17 protein-coding genes are annotated in these 14,771 nt (G+C 72.7%); 6 read left to right on the top strand and 11 right to left on the bottom strand.

The features are described 5' to 3' along the window. Nucleotides 1-79 precede the first annotated feature (79 nt). Genes CFP66_RS04620 through CFP66_RS04610 form a run of 3 tightly spaced genes read right to left on the bottom strand, consistent with a single transcriptional unit; the run spans nucleotide 80 to nucleotide 1,127 of the window. Nucleotides 80-334 (bottom strand): hypothetical protein, encoded by a 255-nt coding sequence (locus CFP66_RS04620; protein WP_094920568.1) that lies wholly within the window; start codon nucleotides 332-334, stop codon nucleotides 80-82. A gap of 3 nt (nucleotides 335-337) precedes the next feature. Further along, nucleotides 338-673 carry a DUF6247 family protein gene (locus CFP66_RS04615; RefSeq protein WP_143517112.1) on the bottom strand — a complete coding sequence of 112 codons (336 nt, stop codon included), beginning with the start codon at nucleotides 671-673 and terminating at the stop codon, nucleotides 338-340. Between the two features lie 52 nt (nucleotides 674-725). After that, on the bottom strand, nucleotides 726-1,127 hold the full coding sequence (locus tag CFP66_RS04610) for an NUDIX hydrolase (protein ID WP_233159134.1): 402 nt from the start codon (nucleotides 1,125-1,127) through the stop codon (nucleotides 726-728). Nucleotides 1,128-1,226: 99 nt separating this feature from the next. On the opposite strand from CFP66_RS04610, the gene CFP66_RS04605 reads away from it, so the two are divergent. Next, nucleotides 1,227-2,003, top strand: a complete 777-nt coding sequence (locus tag CFP66_RS04605) for a GntR family transcriptional regulator (RefSeq protein WP_198961286.1) — start codon at nucleotides 1,227-1,229, stop codon at nucleotides 2,001-2,003. Nucleotides 2,004-2,519: 516 nt separating this feature from the next. On the opposite strand, the gene CFP66_RS04595 is transcribed toward CFP66_RS04605, so the two are convergent. From CFP66_RS04595 to CFP66_RS04575, 5 genes are all read right to left on the bottom strand, one after another. After that, the gene (locus tag CFP66_RS04595) at nucleotides 2,520-3,524 is read right to left on the bottom strand and encodes an ABC transporter ATP-binding protein (RefSeq protein ID WP_094920562.1); all 1,005 of its coding nucleotides are present in this window, start codon (nucleotides 3,522-3,524) and stop codon (nucleotides 2,520-2,522) included. Next, nucleotides 3,521-4,516, bottom strand: a complete 996-nt coding sequence (locus tag CFP66_RS04590; protein WP_094920560.1) for an ABC transporter ATP-binding protein — start codon at nucleotides 4,514-4,516, stop codon at nucleotides 3,521-3,523. The genes CFP66_RS04595 and CFP66_RS04590 overlap by 4 nt, the downstream gene beginning before the upstream one ends. Beyond that, the gene (locus CFP66_RS04585; protein ID WP_094920559.1) at nucleotides 4,516-5,469 is read right to left on the bottom strand and encodes an ABC transporter permease; all 954 of its coding nucleotides are present in this window, start codon (nucleotides 5,467-5,469) and stop codon (nucleotides 4,516-4,518) included. The genes CFP66_RS04590 and CFP66_RS04585 overlap by 1 nt, the downstream gene beginning before the upstream one ends. After that, entirely contained in the window at nucleotides 5,462-6,388 is a 927-nt protein-coding gene (locus tag CFP66_RS04580; protein WP_094920557.1) for an ABC transporter permease, read from the bottom strand. The genes CFP66_RS04585 and CFP66_RS04580 overlap by 8 nt, the downstream gene beginning before the upstream one ends. A 108-nt stretch (nucleotides 6,389-6,496) precedes the next feature. After that, a complete protein-coding gene (locus tag CFP66_RS04575; protein ID WP_094920555.1) occupies nucleotides 6,497-8,146 on the bottom strand; it encodes an ABC transporter substrate-binding protein in 1,650 nt (549 codons plus the stop codon). Nucleotides 8,147-8,317: 171 nt separating this feature from the next. Here CFP66_RS04575 and mshB point away from each other — a divergent pair, with 171 nt between their 5' ends. The 3 genes from mshB to CFP66_RS04560 are packed head-to-tail and all read left to right on the top strand — an operon-like array spanning nucleotide 8,318 to nucleotide 10,401. After that, a complete protein-coding gene (gene mshB / locus CFP66_RS04570; protein ID WP_233159133.1) occupies nucleotides 8,318-9,199 on the top strand; it encodes an N-acetyl-1-D-myo-inositol-2-amino-2-deoxy-alpha-D-glucopyranoside deacetylase in 882 nt (293 codons plus the stop codon). After that, on the top strand, nucleotides 9,192-9,632 hold the full coding sequence (locus tag CFP66_RS04565; RefSeq protein WP_233159132.1) for a hypothetical protein: 441 nt from the start codon (nucleotides 9,192-9,194) through the stop codon (nucleotides 9,630-9,632). Before mshB ends, CFP66_RS04565 begins: the two co-directional genes overlap by 8 nt. Further along, nucleotides 9,625-10,401 carry a hypothetical protein gene (locus CFP66_RS04560; RefSeq protein WP_094920554.1) on the top strand — a complete coding sequence of 259 codons (777 nt, stop codon included), beginning with the start codon at nucleotides 9,625-9,627 and terminating at the stop codon, nucleotides 10,399-10,401. The genes CFP66_RS04565 and CFP66_RS04560 overlap by 8 nt, the downstream gene beginning before the upstream one ends. Here CFP66_RS04560 and CFP66_RS04555 read toward each other — a convergent pair. Next, a complete protein-coding gene (locus CFP66_RS04555) occupies nucleotides 10,371-11,330 on the bottom strand; it encodes a GNAT family N-acetyltransferase (protein ID WP_369804954.1) in 960 nt (319 codons plus the stop codon). The genes CFP66_RS04560 and CFP66_RS04555 overlap by 31 nt on opposite strands. Nucleotides 11,331-11,470: 140 nt before the next feature. On the opposite strand from CFP66_RS04555, the gene fdxA reads away from it, so the two are divergent. Beyond that, a complete protein-coding gene (gene fdxA, locus CFP66_RS04550; protein WP_094920552.1) occupies nucleotides 11,471-11,797 on the top strand; it encodes a ferredoxin in 327 nt (108 codons plus the stop codon). Beyond that, the gene (dapC, locus tag CFP66_RS04545) at nucleotides 11,794-12,876 is read left to right on the top strand and encodes a succinyldiaminopimelate transaminase (RefSeq protein WP_094920551.1); all 1,083 of its coding nucleotides are present in this window, start codon (nucleotides 11,794-11,796) and stop codon (nucleotides 12,874-12,876) included. The genes fdxA and dapC overlap by 4 nt, the downstream gene beginning before the upstream one ends. 16 nt (nucleotides 12,877-12,892) lie before the next feature. On the opposite strand, the gene CFP66_RS04540 is transcribed toward dapC, so the two are convergent. Together CFP66_RS04540 and dapD are read right to left on the bottom strand one after the other, a co-directional pair. Continuing rightward, the gene (locus CFP66_RS04540) at nucleotides 12,893-13,819 is read right to left on the bottom strand and encodes a CHAD domain-containing protein (RefSeq protein ID WP_094920549.1); all 927 of its coding nucleotides are present in this window, start codon (nucleotides 13,817-13,819) and stop codon (nucleotides 12,893-12,895) included. After that, entirely contained in the window at nucleotides 13,819-14,754 is a 936-nt protein-coding gene (gene dapD, locus CFP66_RS04535; protein ID WP_233159131.1) for a 2,3,4,5-tetrahydropyridine-2,6-dicarboxylate N-succinyltransferase, read from the bottom strand. Before dapD ends, CFP66_RS04540 begins: the two co-directional genes overlap by 1 nt. Between the last annotated feature and the right edge of the window lie 17 nt (nucleotides 14,755-14,771).

The raw sequence follows: 14,771 nt of genomic DNA, 5'->3' as shown, positions 1-14,771 counted from the left end.
CGTCGGGGCGCTCGCCGAGGAGAACGGCACCGCGCCGGCTGACGCTGGGGTACAGGCTGCGTGCGTGCGTCTCCTGGGATCAGGCCAGCCAGAGCACCACCAGGATGTCGACGCGGCGGCGGTCTTCCAGCACCAGGTACACGATGTCGCCCTCGCGGTTCGGGCCAAACGTCAACGCCCGCATCGGGCTCTCCGGCCGATTGCGGTGGTACGGCGCGCCGTTCCACGGGACGAGTTCCAGAACGGCACGAGCCTCGGTAAACGGCGCAAGGGCATCGGCCGGAAGGGCGTCGATCTGCTGTCGGGACTGCTCATCCGTGGTGATCTCGTACACCGACTACAGGCCCAGCCGGGCCTTGGTGCGCGATAGCGGCTCGTCGGCCGGGAGCTCCTCGTCGGTGAGGCGGCCAGCTGCGCGCCGGTACATCAGACGATGCGCCTCGGTGCCGACCGCGGCGGTCAACCGGGCCACGCGCCGCCACGAGTCCAATGTCTCCAGCACCTCGGACAGGTCCAGGGTCTCGGTTGCCCGAAACATGACCTCGCGCCACCGCCGGTCGAACTCCACCGCCTCTTCTGGGATCAACGCAGCGCGCACCTCGGCTGGCGAAGCATCGGCGAACGACCGGCCACCGTGACCGCGCTGCGGTCCAGGATGCGCTGCGGCGGACATGGGACACAGTCTAGCGCTCGGCGCCCACCGAGCTGGGTGCTCAGAGGGTGCGTCAGGTCGATATGATCATGTTGACGCCGTCGTGGGCACGGGCCGCCACGCCGCCACCGAGCGCGTCCAGGACGCGGACCGCGTAGGCGGGCGCCATGTGCTGCCGGACCTCGTCGGGGTCGAACCACGCGACCCGCCGGGACTCGTCCGTCGCGGTCGGCGAGCCGGCGTCGGGCCGGCAGCGGAATACCAGGGCAACGATCCCGCGCGGCAGGTTCTTGTAGACCCCGGTGAGCCGCTCCACCTCGACGAGCACACCGGTCTCCTCGGCCACTTCGCGGCGTACACCTTCTTCGAAGGTCTCGGCGAGTTCGAGCACCCCGCCCGGTGGCTCCCAGTGGCCGTTGTCCCTGCGCTGGACGACGAGCACACGCCCGTCGGCCCGGACCACGACGCCAGCCACGCTGACGGAATGCGTGGGCGATCCGCCCATCACCACGCCCTTCCTCCTGGGGACGGCGAAGTACGCTACTGCTTGCCTGGACGACTGGAGGTGTTGGGTGTGCTGCTCGGCCGTATCGATCGGCAAGACGATCGCCCGCCCTACCGGCAGATCGCCGACCAGCTCCGTGCCGCGATCGACGGAGGTGCGCTCGTCGCGGGTGGACGCCTGCCCTCCGAGGCCGAGCTGACACAGCACTACGGCGTGGCCCGTATGACGGCCCGGCAGGCGATCCAAGAGCTCCGCGCCGAGGGTCGAGTGGTCGCCGAGCACGGGCGAGGTGTCTTCGTCCGCCAGCCCGCACCTGTCCGCAGGCTGGCGTCCGACCGGTTTGCACGCAAGCATCGAAACGCGGGAAATGCGGCGTTCCTCGCCGAGGCGGAGAAGGGCGGCTTTCGCCCTGACGTCGACCAGATCGAGGTTGCAAGGGGTGCCGCACCTCCGGCAGTCCGTGAGCGTCTCCGAATCGAAGAGGATGCGGCTGTCGTCAGCCGGTCCCGCCGCTACCTCGCGGACAATCGGCCGGTCGAGATCGCGGTGTCCTACATTCCACTCGGGCTCGCAGAGGGAACCCCGATCACGGCGATCGACACCGGTCCCGGTGGGCTCTACGCCCGGCTGGAGGACGCCGGGCACATGCTCGACCGGTTCGTCGAAGAGGTCACCGCGCGCATGCCTGCCGCGGAGGAGCGACGCCGGCTCGGGCTGCAGGAGGGCATTCCGGTTCTCGTGGTCGTCCGCACGGCGTATGACACCGCCGGAATGCCGGTCGAGGTGTGCCAGACCGTCAAGGCCGCTCCGGCCTTCGTGCTGGAGTACGACATCAAGGCGCACTGAGACCGAAGCCGGAACCTCCACCCGCGGGTCCGCGGGTCCGCGGGTGTCTTGTAAGCGGCAAGGCGAGGACCGGGCTTGTAGCTCGTCTAGACGTGTCGTAGGCTCGAGCTACTCCCCTAGACGTCCAGGCGTGCTGCGGGCGCCTCCGAACCGCGAAGGACAACCATCGTGACGTGACCCGGGCAATGTCCTCCTGCCGCTGCTCGAGAAGTGGCCCCTGCGGGCCCGGCGGCCGAGGTAACCGTCGAGGCGGCGAATCGCACCGGTGACGGCGACGGCAGGGCCGGTCGCTGCTTCGCCGCCGCGGTGGCCTTCATGGCATCGCAGCCCGGCGGTGCAGGGCGCACGCTCGCGGCGCATCGGCGGCGTCCTGACGGCAACTGCACCGGGTGCATGCACACGCTCGCCCGCTGGCCGTGCACCGTCGCTCGCATCGCCATCAAGGCGGAGGAGCGCCACCGCCTGTGACAGCGGCTCGTGATCAGGCAGGGACGGATGCGGCTCGGACCGCATGCGTCAGCTCGACGGCAGTAGGTGTTGTTCCTCTGCGTGGTGGCAGGCGCTCGGGTGGTGGCCGCCTCCGCGCACCTCCAGGGCGGGCTCCTCGTCCTCGCAGATCTCCGTGGCCTTCCAGCACCGCGTGCGGAAGCGGCAGCCGCTCGGTGGGTTCACCGGGCTCGGGACGTCGCCCGTCAGGCGGATGCGGGTGCGGGCGGCGCGGACCGCGGGGTCGGGCACCGGCACGGCCGAGAGCAGGGCCTGCGTGTACGGGTGCGCCGGCCGGTTGTAGATCTCGTCCTCCGAGCCGATCTCCACGATCTTGCCCAGGTACATGACGGCCACGCGGTCGGACAGGTGCCGCACCACCGACAGGTCGTGGGCGATGAAGATGTAGGAGAGCCCGAAGTCGCGCTGCAGGTCGCCCAGCAGGTTCATCACCTGGGCCTGGATCGACACGTCGAGCGCGGACACCGGCTCGTCGCAGACGATCACCTCCGGCTTCAGCGCGAGCGCGCGGGCGATCCCGATCCGCTGCCGCTGCCCGCCGGAGAACTGGTGCGGGTAGCGGTTGATGTGCTCGGGGTTCAGCCCGACCACGTCGAGCAGGTCCTGCACCGCTTTTCGGCGCTCGCCCTTCGGGGCCACCTCGGGGTGGATCTCGAACGGCTCCCCGACGATGTCGCCGACCGTCATGCGCGGGTTCAGCGACGTGTACGGGTCCTGCAGCACGATCTGGATCTGCCGGCGCAGGGCCAGCAGCGCCTTGCCGCGCTTGGAGAAGACGTCCTCGCCGTGGAAGCGGACCTTCCCCGACGTCGGCGGTTCCAGGCGCATCAGCACCTGCGCGAGCGTCGACTTCCCGCAGCCGGACTCGCCGACCACACCCAGCGTCTCGCCCTTGTGCAGGTCGAACGACACCCCGTCGACGGCCCGCACGTGCCCGACGGTGCGCTTGAGCACGATGCCGGTGTGCACCGGGAAGTGTTTGACGAGGTCCTCGACCTCGAGGATGGGAGTCATCGGACGACCAGCTCCTCGGCGAACAGGCACGCGGACGACCGGCCGGCGGGCAGCACCTCCAGCGGGGGAACCACCTCGCTGCAGACGTCGGCGGCCATCGGGCAGCGCGGGTGGAACGGGCACCCGGGCGGGATGCGCGTGAGGCTGGGAGGGAGCCCCTTGATCGCCCGCAACGCGCTGCCCTTCGTGTCGATCCGCGGGATCGACTCGAGCAGCGCGCGGGTGTAGGGGTGGCACGGGTTGGCGTAGAGCGCGTGCACGTCGGCGTTCTCCACGATCCGCCCCGCGTACATCACCGCGATCCGGTCGGCCACCTCGGCGACCACGCCCAGGTCGTGCGTGATCAGGATCAGGGCCATGCGCCGTTCGGCCTGGATCTCCGCGAGCAGGTCCATGATCTGGGCCTGCACGGTGACGTCGAGGGCCGTGGTGGGCTCGTCGGCGATGAGCACGTCCGGGTCGAGCGCCAGCGACATCGCGATCATGACTCGCTGGCGCATGCCTCCGGAGAACTGGTGCGGGTGGTCGCGCACCCGCTGCTTCGCGCCGGGGATGCCGACCAGGTCCAGCAGCTCCACTGTGCGCTTCTCGGCGTCGCGGCGGCTCATGCCGCGCCGCATCCGCAGCTGCTCACCGATCTGGAACCCGACGGTGAACACCGGGTTCAGCGCCGACAGCGCGTCCTGGAAGATCATCGCGATGTTCTCGCCGCGCAGCGCCCGCCTGCGGTCGGGCGCCGCCGTGAGCAGCTCCTCGCCGCGGTAGCGCACCGATCCGCCGGTGATCACGCCGGGCGGGCTCGCCAGGATCCCCATGACGGTGTTGGCGGTGACGCTCTTGCCCGAACCCGACTCCCCGAGCACGGCGAGCGTCTCGCCCGCGTCCACGTGGTAGTCGACGCCGTTGAGCACCTTCGCGACGCCGTCGCGGGTGCGGAACTCCACGTGCAGGCCGTCCACCTCGAGCAGCGGTGGTTCCTTGTGCAGGTCCATCAGCGGCCCTTCGGGTCGAACGCCTCGCGCACCGCGTCACCCAGCATCACGAAGGCGAGCACCGTGACGGCGAGGAACGCGGCGGGGAACAGCAGCAGGAACGGGGCCACGCGCAGGTAGTCGCGGGCCTCGCTGATCATCACGCCCCACGAGACGACCGGGTCGCGCAGCCCGATGCCCAGGAACGACAGCGTGGCCTCGGCGCCGATGAACGAGCCGAGCGAGATGGTGGCGTAGACCAGGACGGGGGCGAGGCAGTTGGGCAGCATGTGCCGCCAGATCACCCGGGCCGGGCTGGCGCCGAGCGCGCGGGCGGCGCGGACGTAGTCCTGGTCGCGCGCGGCGATCGCGGCCGAGCGCATGATCCGCATGGTGACCGGCCACGAGAGCACCGCCATGGTCAGCACCACGAGCGAGGTGATCCCGACGGCGTCGCCGCCGACGGACTCCCGGAACGTCGAGAGGATGACGATCGCGCCGAGCACGAACGGCAGGCCGAAGAAGACGTCGGTGAACCGGGAGACCAGGTTGTCGACCCAACCCCCGTAGAACCCCGCGAGCAGGCCGAACACGCCACCGATGAGCAGGGTGAAGGTCGTGGCCAGCACCCCGACGATGATCGAGACGCGGGTGCCGTAGATCGTGCGGGCGAACACGTCACGGCCCAGCAGGTCGTAGCCGAACCACGCCTGCGCCGACGGTGCCTGCCGGCTGCGGGCCAGCTCGCCCGCGGTCGGGTCGACCGAGGTGAACAGCTGGGGGAAGGCGGCCAGCACGAGCAGGACCGCGATGAGCGCCACGGAGATCAGGAACAGCGGGCGGCGGCGCAGGTCGTGCCAGGCGTCGGAGGCGAGGCTGCGGGGCGTGTCCGGCCCCTCGGGTGCGGCGGTGGCCAGGTCGTGGCTCGCCTCGGCGATCGGCCCGGCGGTTCCCAGCGCGCTGGGGTCAGACATAGCGGATCCTCGGGTCGAGAACGGCGTAGAGCACGTCGACCAGCAGGTTCATCAGCAGGTAGACGATCACGAGGAGGACGACCACGCCCGTGACGGTGGCGCCCTCGCGGGTGGCGATGGACCGGAAGACCAGCCCGCCGATGCCGCGGATGTTGAAGATGCCCTCGGTGACGATGGCGCCGCCCATCAGCGAGCCCAGGTCGACCCCGAGGAAGGTGATCACGGGGATGAGCGAGTTGCGCAGCAGGTGCACGCCCACCACGCGACGTGGCTCGAGGCCCTTCGCCACGGCGGTGCGCACGTAGTCGGAGCGCTGGTTCTCCGAGATGGAGGTGCGGGTCAGGCGCGTCACGTAGGCCATCGACAGGCTGCCGAGCACGAGACCGGGGACGAGCAGCTCCGCCCAGCCGGCGTCGGAGGAGACCGTCGGGCTGATGATCCCCAGCCGCAACCCGAGCACCGTCTGCAGCACGTAGCCGGTGACGAAGGTGGGGATCGAGATCAGGAACAACGTCGAGACGAGCACCAGGTTGTCCAGGAAGCCGCGCGAGCGCAGGCCGGTGAGGATCCCGGCGATCAGGCCGATGACGGCCTCGATCACCAGCGCGACGACGGCCAGCCGCAGCGTCACCGGGTAGGCGTCGGCGATGAGCGCGCCCACGGAGTTGCCCGAGAACGTCTCGCCGAAGTCGCCCTGGAGCAGGTTGCCCAGGTAGCGCAGGTATTGGACGACGACGTTGTCGTCGAGGTGGAACTCCTCGCGCATGCGGGCGATGTAGGCGTCGGGGCAGGGCCGCTCGCCGCACTTGCCCGCGAACGGGTCGCCGGGCAGGGCCCAGACGAGGAGGTAGATCAGGAACGTCGTCCCGAGGAAGACCGGGACGAGCTGGATGAGCCGGCGGAGGACGTAGCGTCCCACGAATTCACCTTCCGGTTGGCGCCACGGCGTTCTGAGCCGTGATCGCGACCGCGGACGGCGGCCGGGTCGGTGGGCCCGGCCGCCGCCGTCACTGCCTGTGCCTGCGGGTCACTCCGAGACGGTGACGCTCTCCAGGTCGAGCTCGCGGAACGGGGTCACCGTGACGTTCTGCAGCCGCTCCGACCACCCCGCCTGGAACGACTGGAAGTACACCGGGATCGCGGGCATGTCTTGGATGATCAAGCGCTCGGCCTCCTGGTAGAGGACGTTGCCCTCCTCGATCGACGGGGCGGCGTCGGCCTCCGCCAGCTTCGCGTCCACGGCGGGGTTGGAGTACTCACCGTCGTTGGTCGAGGCTCCGGTGCGGTACATCGGGTTGAGGAAGTTCTCGATCGACGGGTAGTCGGCCACCCACCCGGTGCGGTAGAGGTCGCCCATCTCCCGGGCGTTGATCGCCGTGCGGATCTCGCCGAACGTCGGCACCGGCACGAAGTTGCACGGCACGCCGAGCGAGTTCGTGATCGTCACGCAGGTGGCCTGGATCCACTCGGCGTTGCCGGAGTCGGCGTTCGAGGTGATCTCGATCGGCCCCTGGAAGCCGGATTCCGCGAACAGCTGCTTGGCCCGCTCCGGGTTGTGGGTGCACAGCTCGCCGCACTGGTTCTCGACCCGGCCGGGCACGTCGGGCGCCACGAGGCCGTCGGCGGGCGGGCGGGTGCCGCTGAAGATCTGCTGGTTGACCGCTTCCCGGTCGATCGCCATGGAGATGGCCTGCCGCAGCCGCGGGTCCTGGTAGCGCGGGTCGTAGAGCGGGAAGCCGAGACGTTGGACGCCGAGGTAGGTCCGCGAGACGCTGCGCTGCGCCAGGTCGGTCTCGTACAGGTTCCCGGCCAGGCCCGACGGCGGGATGATCTCGATGAAGTCGAGGTTGTTCGAGACGACGTCGGCGTAGGCGGCTTCGAGCGACTCGTAGAAGCGGAACTCGACCCCGGCGATGGTGGGCTTGGGGTCTCCCGGCCACTCCTCGTAGCGCTCGACCTCGATGTTGGCGCCGGGCTGGCGGGAGACGTAGCGGAACGGGCCGTTGCCGATCGGGTTAGCCTCCCACGCCTCCTGGTCGGCGAAGAAGGAGTCCGGCAGCGGCGAGAACGCGCGGTAGCCGAGCGTGGTGGGGAACACCGCGAACGGTGCGGAGAGGGTGACCTCGAGCGTCAGGTCGTCCACGGCGCGCAGCCCGGACATCTCCTGCGCGGCCGGCTCCGGGGCCTCCTGCGGACCGGAGGCGCCGTCCGGGTCCTCGGTGTGGACGTCGGCGTAGCCCTGGATCTGGGAGAAGAACGTGCCGTTCTGCTGACCGTTGGGGGAGTACGCGGTGTAGTTCCAGGCGTTGATGAAGCTCTGCGCGGTGACGGGGGTGCCGTCGTGGAACGTCCAACCGTCCTGGATCTTGATCGTGTAGACCTTCGAGTCCGTGGTCTCGATCGACTCGGCGACCAGGTTCTCCGGTTCGGCCGTCTGCGGGTTGTACTCGACGAGCGGGCTGAACAGCGCGTCGATGACCTTGCCGCCGCCGGTCTCGTTCGTGTTGCCCGGCACCAGCGGGTTCTCCGGCTCGGTGCTGTTCACACTGATCGTGGCGTCGGTCTGCGCGCCGCCCGCGTCCGCGCCGTCCGTGCCACCGCCGCCACCGCATGCGGTGGTCAGCAGGGCGACGGAGACCGGCAACGCCAACCAGGCAGTCGCTCGTCGTGCTCGCATGGGCTCCCGAATCCCTCTGGCGGCCGCGCGGGTCGCGCGCCAGCCGCATCGCTGGTGCTTCCGGCGGGGACGTTAACGCGTCGCCCTGTGACCGGATGAGTCCTGGAGGTCACAAATGTGTTGCGTCCCGGCCACTCGGGTGTGTGCCGTACGTCCACGTAGAGTGCGTTCGTGACGCCTCCTGCCCGTCGGAGACTGCTCCTGGTGCACGCCCATCCCGACGACGAGACGCTGGCCACCGGCGGCACGATCGCCCGCTACGCGGCGGAGCCGGACACCGAGGTCACGCTCGTGACCTGCACGCTCGGCGAGCAGGGCGAGGTGATCCCGCCCGAGCTGGCCGAGCTCGCGCCGGAGCGGGGTGACCAGCTCGGCGGCTACCGGATCGGGGAGCTGGCCGCCGCGTGCTCCGCGCTGGGGGTGCGCGACCACCGCTTCCTGGGCGGGCCCGGCCGGTGGCGCGACTCGGGCATGGCGCTGGCGGGGCACGGGGTGCGAGCGGCCACGCCGGAGCACCTGCACCCGCGGGCCTTCGCCGCGCCCGAGGCCTTCGACGCCCAGGTCGACGCGCTCGTCGCGGTGCTGGCGCAGGTGCGCCCGCAGGTCGTCGTCACCTACGCCGCCGACGGCGGCTACGGCCACCCCGACCACGTCCGCGCGCACGACATCACGGCCGCGGCGGTGCGGCGGGTGCCGGCGCGGCTGTTCTGCACCGTGGTGGGGCGGGCGGGTCTCGATGCCGGGCTCGCCCGGCTCGCCGAGGCGCCCGGCCTGCCGTTCCGGATGCCGGGGCCCGACGAGCTGCCCAGCGTGCCCGACGGCGGGATCACGACCAGGATCGACGTCGGCGCGCACCGGCACGCGCGCCTGCGCGCCCTGCGGGCCCACGCCACGCAGGTGGCGGTGTGGGAAGGTGCGGGGGTCGGCGAGGGGCTCACGGCGTTCGCGGTGAGCAACATGGTCGCCCAGCCGTTCCTCGACGTCGAGGAGTACGTCCCGGCCGACGGGTGCGCGGCCCCGGCCGACGACCTGTTCGGGGAGAGCGATGGTTGAGCGGACCGCGGAGGACGCCGAGGAGCGGATGCTCGTGCCGGAAGCACCCGAGCCGTTGGTGCCCGGCGCCGCGCTGCTCGTGCTGCTCGTCGTGAACGGGTTGCTGCTCGGCGCCTTCGGGCTGGTGTTCACCCCGCTCTACACGAGCGGGATCCCGTTGCCGATGGGCGCCGTGCTGTCGATCCTCGTGCTGCCGTGGCTCGTGCGCCGGGCGGGTGAGATCGACGGTCGCCCGGCCGTCGCGGGCGCGCCGCTCACGGCGTGGGTCGTGGCCGTGGTCGTGCTGGGGCTGTTCGGACCGGGCGGCGACGCGATGCTGGCGGCGAACTGGCAGTCGCTGCTGCTGCTCGCCGGCGGGATCGGCGCCGGGCTGTGGGCGGTGCGCGCCGTGCTGGAGGAGCGTTACCGCGAGCGGGCCGACGCCGGTGGCTGAGCACATCCCGGACCGGGCGATCGTCGCGATCCTGCGGCCCTTCGTCCGGGCCACCCGGCCCGTGCTCGACGGGCTGCGGGAGTCGGACCCGTTCGGCCTTCGCACGCGCGTCGCCGCGGACGGGGGCGCGGACCGGGACCTGCGCGAGCGGGTCCTCGACGCGCTCGCCGCCGTCGAGGTGCCGGGTACGGCGGCGTGGGCGGCGATGGACGTGCCGGCCCGCTCGCGCTGGTGGGTGCGCCGCGTCGGCCGGTTCACCACCCTGATCGCGGCGGTCCCGGGGCTCGGCGGGGCGCTGGCCAACCGGCTGCCGGTGTCGAAGGCGGTCGGCGCCGCCGGGCAGGGCCTGCTGCTCGTGGCCATCGCGGGCGAGCACGGCGTGCGCGACGAGGACGGCCTGGTCAACCTGCTCGGGGCGGTGATGTTCGAGCGCGAGCTGCACGTCGTCGCCGCCACGGACGCCGAGGACGTCGCGGCCGATGCCCGGGCCGCCGAGCTGACCGGGGACCTCGCGGAGAAGGGATCCTCGCCCACCCTCGCGCGCGTCGGGCGGGCGGTGTGGCGGCTGGGGCGCGCCCTGTTCGCCGTGGAGGACGAGCTCGACAAGCGCCCGCACGGCAACCTGCTGCACGAGGGGCTGGGCATGCTCCCGGTGGTCGGCGCGGTGGGGAAGTACCTGGGCGAGTGGTCCGGCCTGAAGAAGGCGGCGCGCGAGGCCGAGGCGCGCCTCCGGCGGCCTCAGGACCCCTCGGCGGGCGGCACCAGGTAGCGGTAGCGGTGGTGCTCGACGTAGCCGAGCCGGTCGTAGAGCGCGCGGGCACCGTCGTTCTGGAGGGCAACCTGCAGCACCGCCCACCGGGCCCCGTGCGCGGCGCCCCAGGCTCCCGCGGCCGCCAGCAGCGCGCCGGCGTGGCCACGGCGGCGCGCTTCCGGCACGACCGCGAGCGTCGACAGGTGCACGTGGTCGGCCACGACGGTGGCACGCACCTGCCCGAGCAGCGTGCCCTCCCGGTCGCGCAGCATCCCGAAGGCGGTGTCCGGCGCCCCGGCGAGGACCTGCCGCTGCGCGGGCGTCGGCGGACCGCCGACCGCGAGCTCCCACCAGTCCTGCGACGGCTGTGCGGGCAGGTCGATCCGCTCGTCCGGCGGTGCCTCGCCGACCGGGGCCACCAGCACCGACACCTCGGCGCCCCGGGCGTGACCGACGTCGAGCACCCAGCCGGCCGCGGCCACCGCGCGGTCCCAGGGGGAACCGACGGGCACGTGCACGCGGGGCGCGACACCGTGCTCGCGGGCGAAGTCGCGCACCGCCTCCAGCGCGGCGGGCACGGGCAGCCCGGGGTCGCCGAGCGCGAGCGCCGCGTTCGCGCGTCCGGTGTACCCGCCGGCGGCGCGCAGCCGCCACCCGCCGAGCGGCCGCTCGACCTGCGCGGGCCAGGCGTCCGCGCAGAGCCCTTCCAGCCGGATCACCGCCGCGAGCGGGGCGCGGCGGGGCACCGCGGGTGGTACCGCCCGCACCGCGACGACGGCAGCGCGCTCGACCCGCACGGGCCCGCGCCGGGTCCGCACGACGACCGCGGCGGGCCCGTCGGCGGCGAGTTCGCCGACCGCGTCGGTGAGCAGGGGACGCCCGTCGCGCTCGCCGACGCGGTGCCGCAGCGCCACCCGCGTCCCCACCAGCGCGTCCGGGATCTCCACGCGGACATGGTGCCCGCCCGGGCGGCGCCATGGCGATCGACTTCGCTACGACGGTTCTCACACCGCCCCGGCTCCCGATGTGCGGGGAGCGCGAGACATACTGTGGGACGTCCCTAGTTCGCCCGCGTGGAGGATCGTCCGTGACCTACGTGATCGCCGAGCCCTGCGTCGACCTGCTCGACAAGGCCTGCATCGAGGAGTGCCCGGTCGACTGCATCTACGAGGGCGGGCGGATGCTCTACATCCACCCCGACGAGTGCGTCGACTGTGGTGCCTGCGAGCCGGTGTGCCCGGTCGAGGCGATCTACTACGAGGACGACGTGCCCGACCAGTGGACCGCCTACACGAAGGCGAACGTCGACTTCTTCGACGAGCTGGGCTCGCCCGGCGGCGCCTCCAAGGTCGGCAAGGTCAACAAGGATGTCGAGCCGGCCCTGAGCCTGCCCCCGCAGCAGCACGACGAGTGACGTTCTCGCTGCCCGACTTCCCCTGGGACAGCCTCGCCGAGGACAAGGCGTTGGCGGCCGCCCACCCCGGCGGGATCGTCGACCTCTCGGTGGGCACCCCGGTGGATCCGGTTCCCGGGATCGTGCGCGACGCGCTGGCCGGACCGGCCGCCGACGTCCCCGGCTACCCCACGACGCACGGCCCGGAGTCCCTGCGCACCGCGGTCGCCGGGTCGCTGCAGCGCCGGTTCGGCGTCACCGTCGACCCGGTGGCGGTGCTGCCGACGATCGGTTCCAAGGAGCTCGTCGCCTGGCTGCCCACGCTGCTCGGGCTCGGCACGGACGACACGGTGGTGATCCCCGAGCTCGCCTACCCGACCTACGAGGTCGGGGTCCGGCTCGCCGGCGCCCAGTACGTCCGGTCCGACTCGACTGCGGCGCTCGGGCCGCGGCGCGTCGCGCTGGTGTGGCTGAACTCGCCGTCCAATCCCACCGGGCGGGTGCTGCCGGCCGCGCACCTGCGCAAGGTGGTCGACTGGGCCCGCGAGCGCGGTGCCGTCGTGGCGTCCGACGAGTGCTACCTGTCGTTGTCCCACGGCGCACCCTCGGTGCTGCACCCCGATGTCTGCGGCGGCTCGCACGAGGGACTGCTCGCCGTCCACTCCATGTCCAAGTCCTCCAGCCTCGCCGGCTACCGGGCGGGCTTCGTCACGGGCGACCCGCGGCTCGTCGCGGCGCTGCTCGAGGTGCGCAAGCACGCCGGGCTGATCGTGCCCCGGCCGGTGCAGGCGGCCATGGAGGCGGCGGCGGGTGACGACGCGCACGTCAGCGCGCAGGCGGAGGTCTACGAACGGCGCCGGGCCCGCCTGCGCGTGGCTCTCGAGGCCGCGGGGTACCGGATCGAGCACTCCGAGGCCGGGCTGTACCTGTGGGCCACCGCGGGCGAGCCGGGCCGGGTGACGGTGCGGCGGCTGGCAGAGGCCGGGATCCTCGTGGCGCCCGGCGAGTTCTACGGTCCGGCGGGCGGCCAACATGTGCGGGTGGCGCTCACCGCCACCGACGAGCGGATCGACGAGGCCGTTGCGCGCCTGAAGCCCTGACCGGTTCCCGGAGGGATCAGCCGGCGGCGGCGACGTCCGCCCACGCGGCCTGCCACTCGTCGCGCTTCGCCTCGGCACGGGTGCGCTCGCGCTCCACGAGCCGGCCGGCCACGAAAACCACGTGCGCGTCGACGACGTCGCCGAGCCCGTCGAGCAGCTCGCGGATGCGCAGTTCGGCCACGCACGCGTCCTGGTGGTCGCCGAGGACCTCCTGCAGCGCGGCTGCGGCGGTGACCAGGCCCTTCAGACGCCGGCCCGCCGGTGTGCCCCGCACGGCGGGCTGGATCAGCTCGCCGGTGTAGCGCACGCGCTTCGCGCGGATCCGCAGCGCGTGCAGCACCTCGTCGGGCGGTTCCGCGCCCGCCCGCCGCACGTCGCGGCTCAGCTTGCGCAACTCGGCGCGGGGCAGGTCGAGCAGGTCGGGCTGCGACCGGGTGGCCGACGGCGTGGGCAGCGGGAGCCGGACGGCGTCGGCGAGCCGCTCGAGCAGCGCGGCGTAGCGCGAGGCGTCGAGGACCGTGAGCATCGCCGCGCGCGCCTGCACCCGTTCCGCCTCCACCGCCTCGACGAGCACACCTCCCGCGGTGCGCTCGCGGTCGGGCAGCCCGGCGATCTCCCCGCGCAGCCGCAACAGCAGCACGTCGAGGTCGCGCACCGGTCCGAGGCCGCGGCCCAGCCAGCCCAGCTCGGCCCGCAGCCCGCCGGCCCACCCGGGATCGAGCAGCGGGCGGGCGGCCGTCAGGGTGGCCCGCATGCGGCGCACCGCCACCCGCATCTGGTGCAGGTCCTCGATGTCGCTGCCGGTGCGCGTGCCGGGGTCGTGGCGCAGGAGCGCCCGCAGGCGCAGGTCCAGGGCGGCGCGCACGTGGTGCACGGGCGGGTCGGACGGCGCGGCCGTGAGCGGTGCCGGGAGGTCGAGCGCGTCGGGCGCGGGGCGGGCCATCAGTTGGCGTGCAGCGCGGTGTTGAGCGCGATGCCCTCGCCCTTGTGCGGGAGCGCCTCGACGGCCCCGCTGAGCGAGTTGCGACGCAGCAGGATCCCGCTCTGCCCGGACAGCGTGCGGGCGATGGCGGTGTGCCCGTCCGGCAGCGTGACCTTGGTGCCGGCGGTGACGTACAGCCCGGCCTCGACGACGCAGTCGTCGCCCAGCGAGATGCCGATCCCGGCGTTGGCGCCGAGCAGGCAGCGCTTCCCGACGGAGATCACCTCCTTGCCGCCGCCGGACAGGGTCCCCATGATCGAGGCGCCGCCGCCGACGTCCGAGCCGTCGCCGACGACCACGCCGGCCGAGATGCGCCCCTCGACCATGCACGTGCCGAGCGTGCCCGCGTTGTAGTTGACGTAGCCCTCGTGCATGACCGTGGTCCCGGCGGCCAGGTGGGCCCCCAGCCGGACGCGGTCGGCGTCGGCGACGCGCACGCCGGCCGGCACCACGTAGTCGACCATGCGCGGGAACTTGTCGACGCCGTACACGGTCACCGGCCCGCGGGCGCGCAGCCGGGCGCGGGTCCGCTCGAAGTCCGGCACGGGGCACGGCCCGTGGTTGGTCCACACGACGTTGGCCAGCACACCGAACAAGCCGTCCAGGTTCGCCTCGCGCGGCGCGATCAGCCGGTGGCTGAGCAGGTGCAGCCGCAGGTAGGCGTCGGAGGCGTCGGCGGGCGGGTCGGCGAGGGAGGCGATCGCCGACCGCACCACGACGGTGCGCACGCCGCGGACGTCGTCCTCGCCGGCCAGCGGCTCCAGGTCGGCCGCGACGTCGGGCGCGTCGGCGCCGAGTGCGGGGGCGGGGAACCAGGTGTCCAGGACGGTGCCGTCGGCGGTCACGGTGGCCAGGCCGGTGCCGGAGGCGCCCTCGATGCGCGGTGCGGTACTCACGCCCACAACGCTAACGG

The organism is Pseudonocardia sp. MH-G8 (assembly GCF_002262885.1).
GTDB lineage: Bacteria > Actinomycetota > Actinomycetes > Mycobacteriales > Pseudonocardiaceae > Pseudonocardia.
This window is presented reverse-complemented; position numbering and strand designations above follow the sequence as displayed.

Excerpts from the sequence above, each read along its gene's own strand:
- CFP66_RS04595 (WP_094920562.1), bottom strand. The coding sequence starts at position 3,524 with ATGACTCCCATCCTCGAGGTCGAGGACCTCGTCAAACACTTCCCGGTG.
- CFP66_RS04540 (WP_094920549.1), bottom strand. The coding sequence starts at position 13,819 with ATGGCCCGCCCCGCGCCCGACGCGCTCGACCTCCCGGCACCGCTCACG.
- CFP66_RS04585 (WP_094920559.1), bottom strand. The coding sequence starts at position 5,469 with ATGTCTGACCCCAGCGCGCTGGGAACCGCCGGGCCGATCGCCGAGGCG.
- CFP66_RS04565 (WP_233159132.1), top strand. The coding sequence starts at position 9,192 with ATGGTTGAGCGGACCGCGGAGGACGCCGAGGAGCGGATGCTCGTGCCG.
- CFP66_RS04615 (WP_143517112.1), bottom strand. The coding sequence starts at position 673 with ATGTCCGCCGCAGCGCATCCTGGACCGCAGCGCGGTCACGGTGGCCGG.
- CFP66_RS04575 (WP_094920555.1), bottom strand. The coding sequence starts at position 8,146 with ATGCGAGCACGACGAGCGACTGCCTGGTTGGCGTTGCCGGTCTCCGTC.
- CFP66_RS04590 (WP_094920560.1), bottom strand. The coding sequence starts at position 4,516 with ATGGACCTGCACAAGGAACCACCGCTGCTCGAGGTGGACGGCCTGCAC.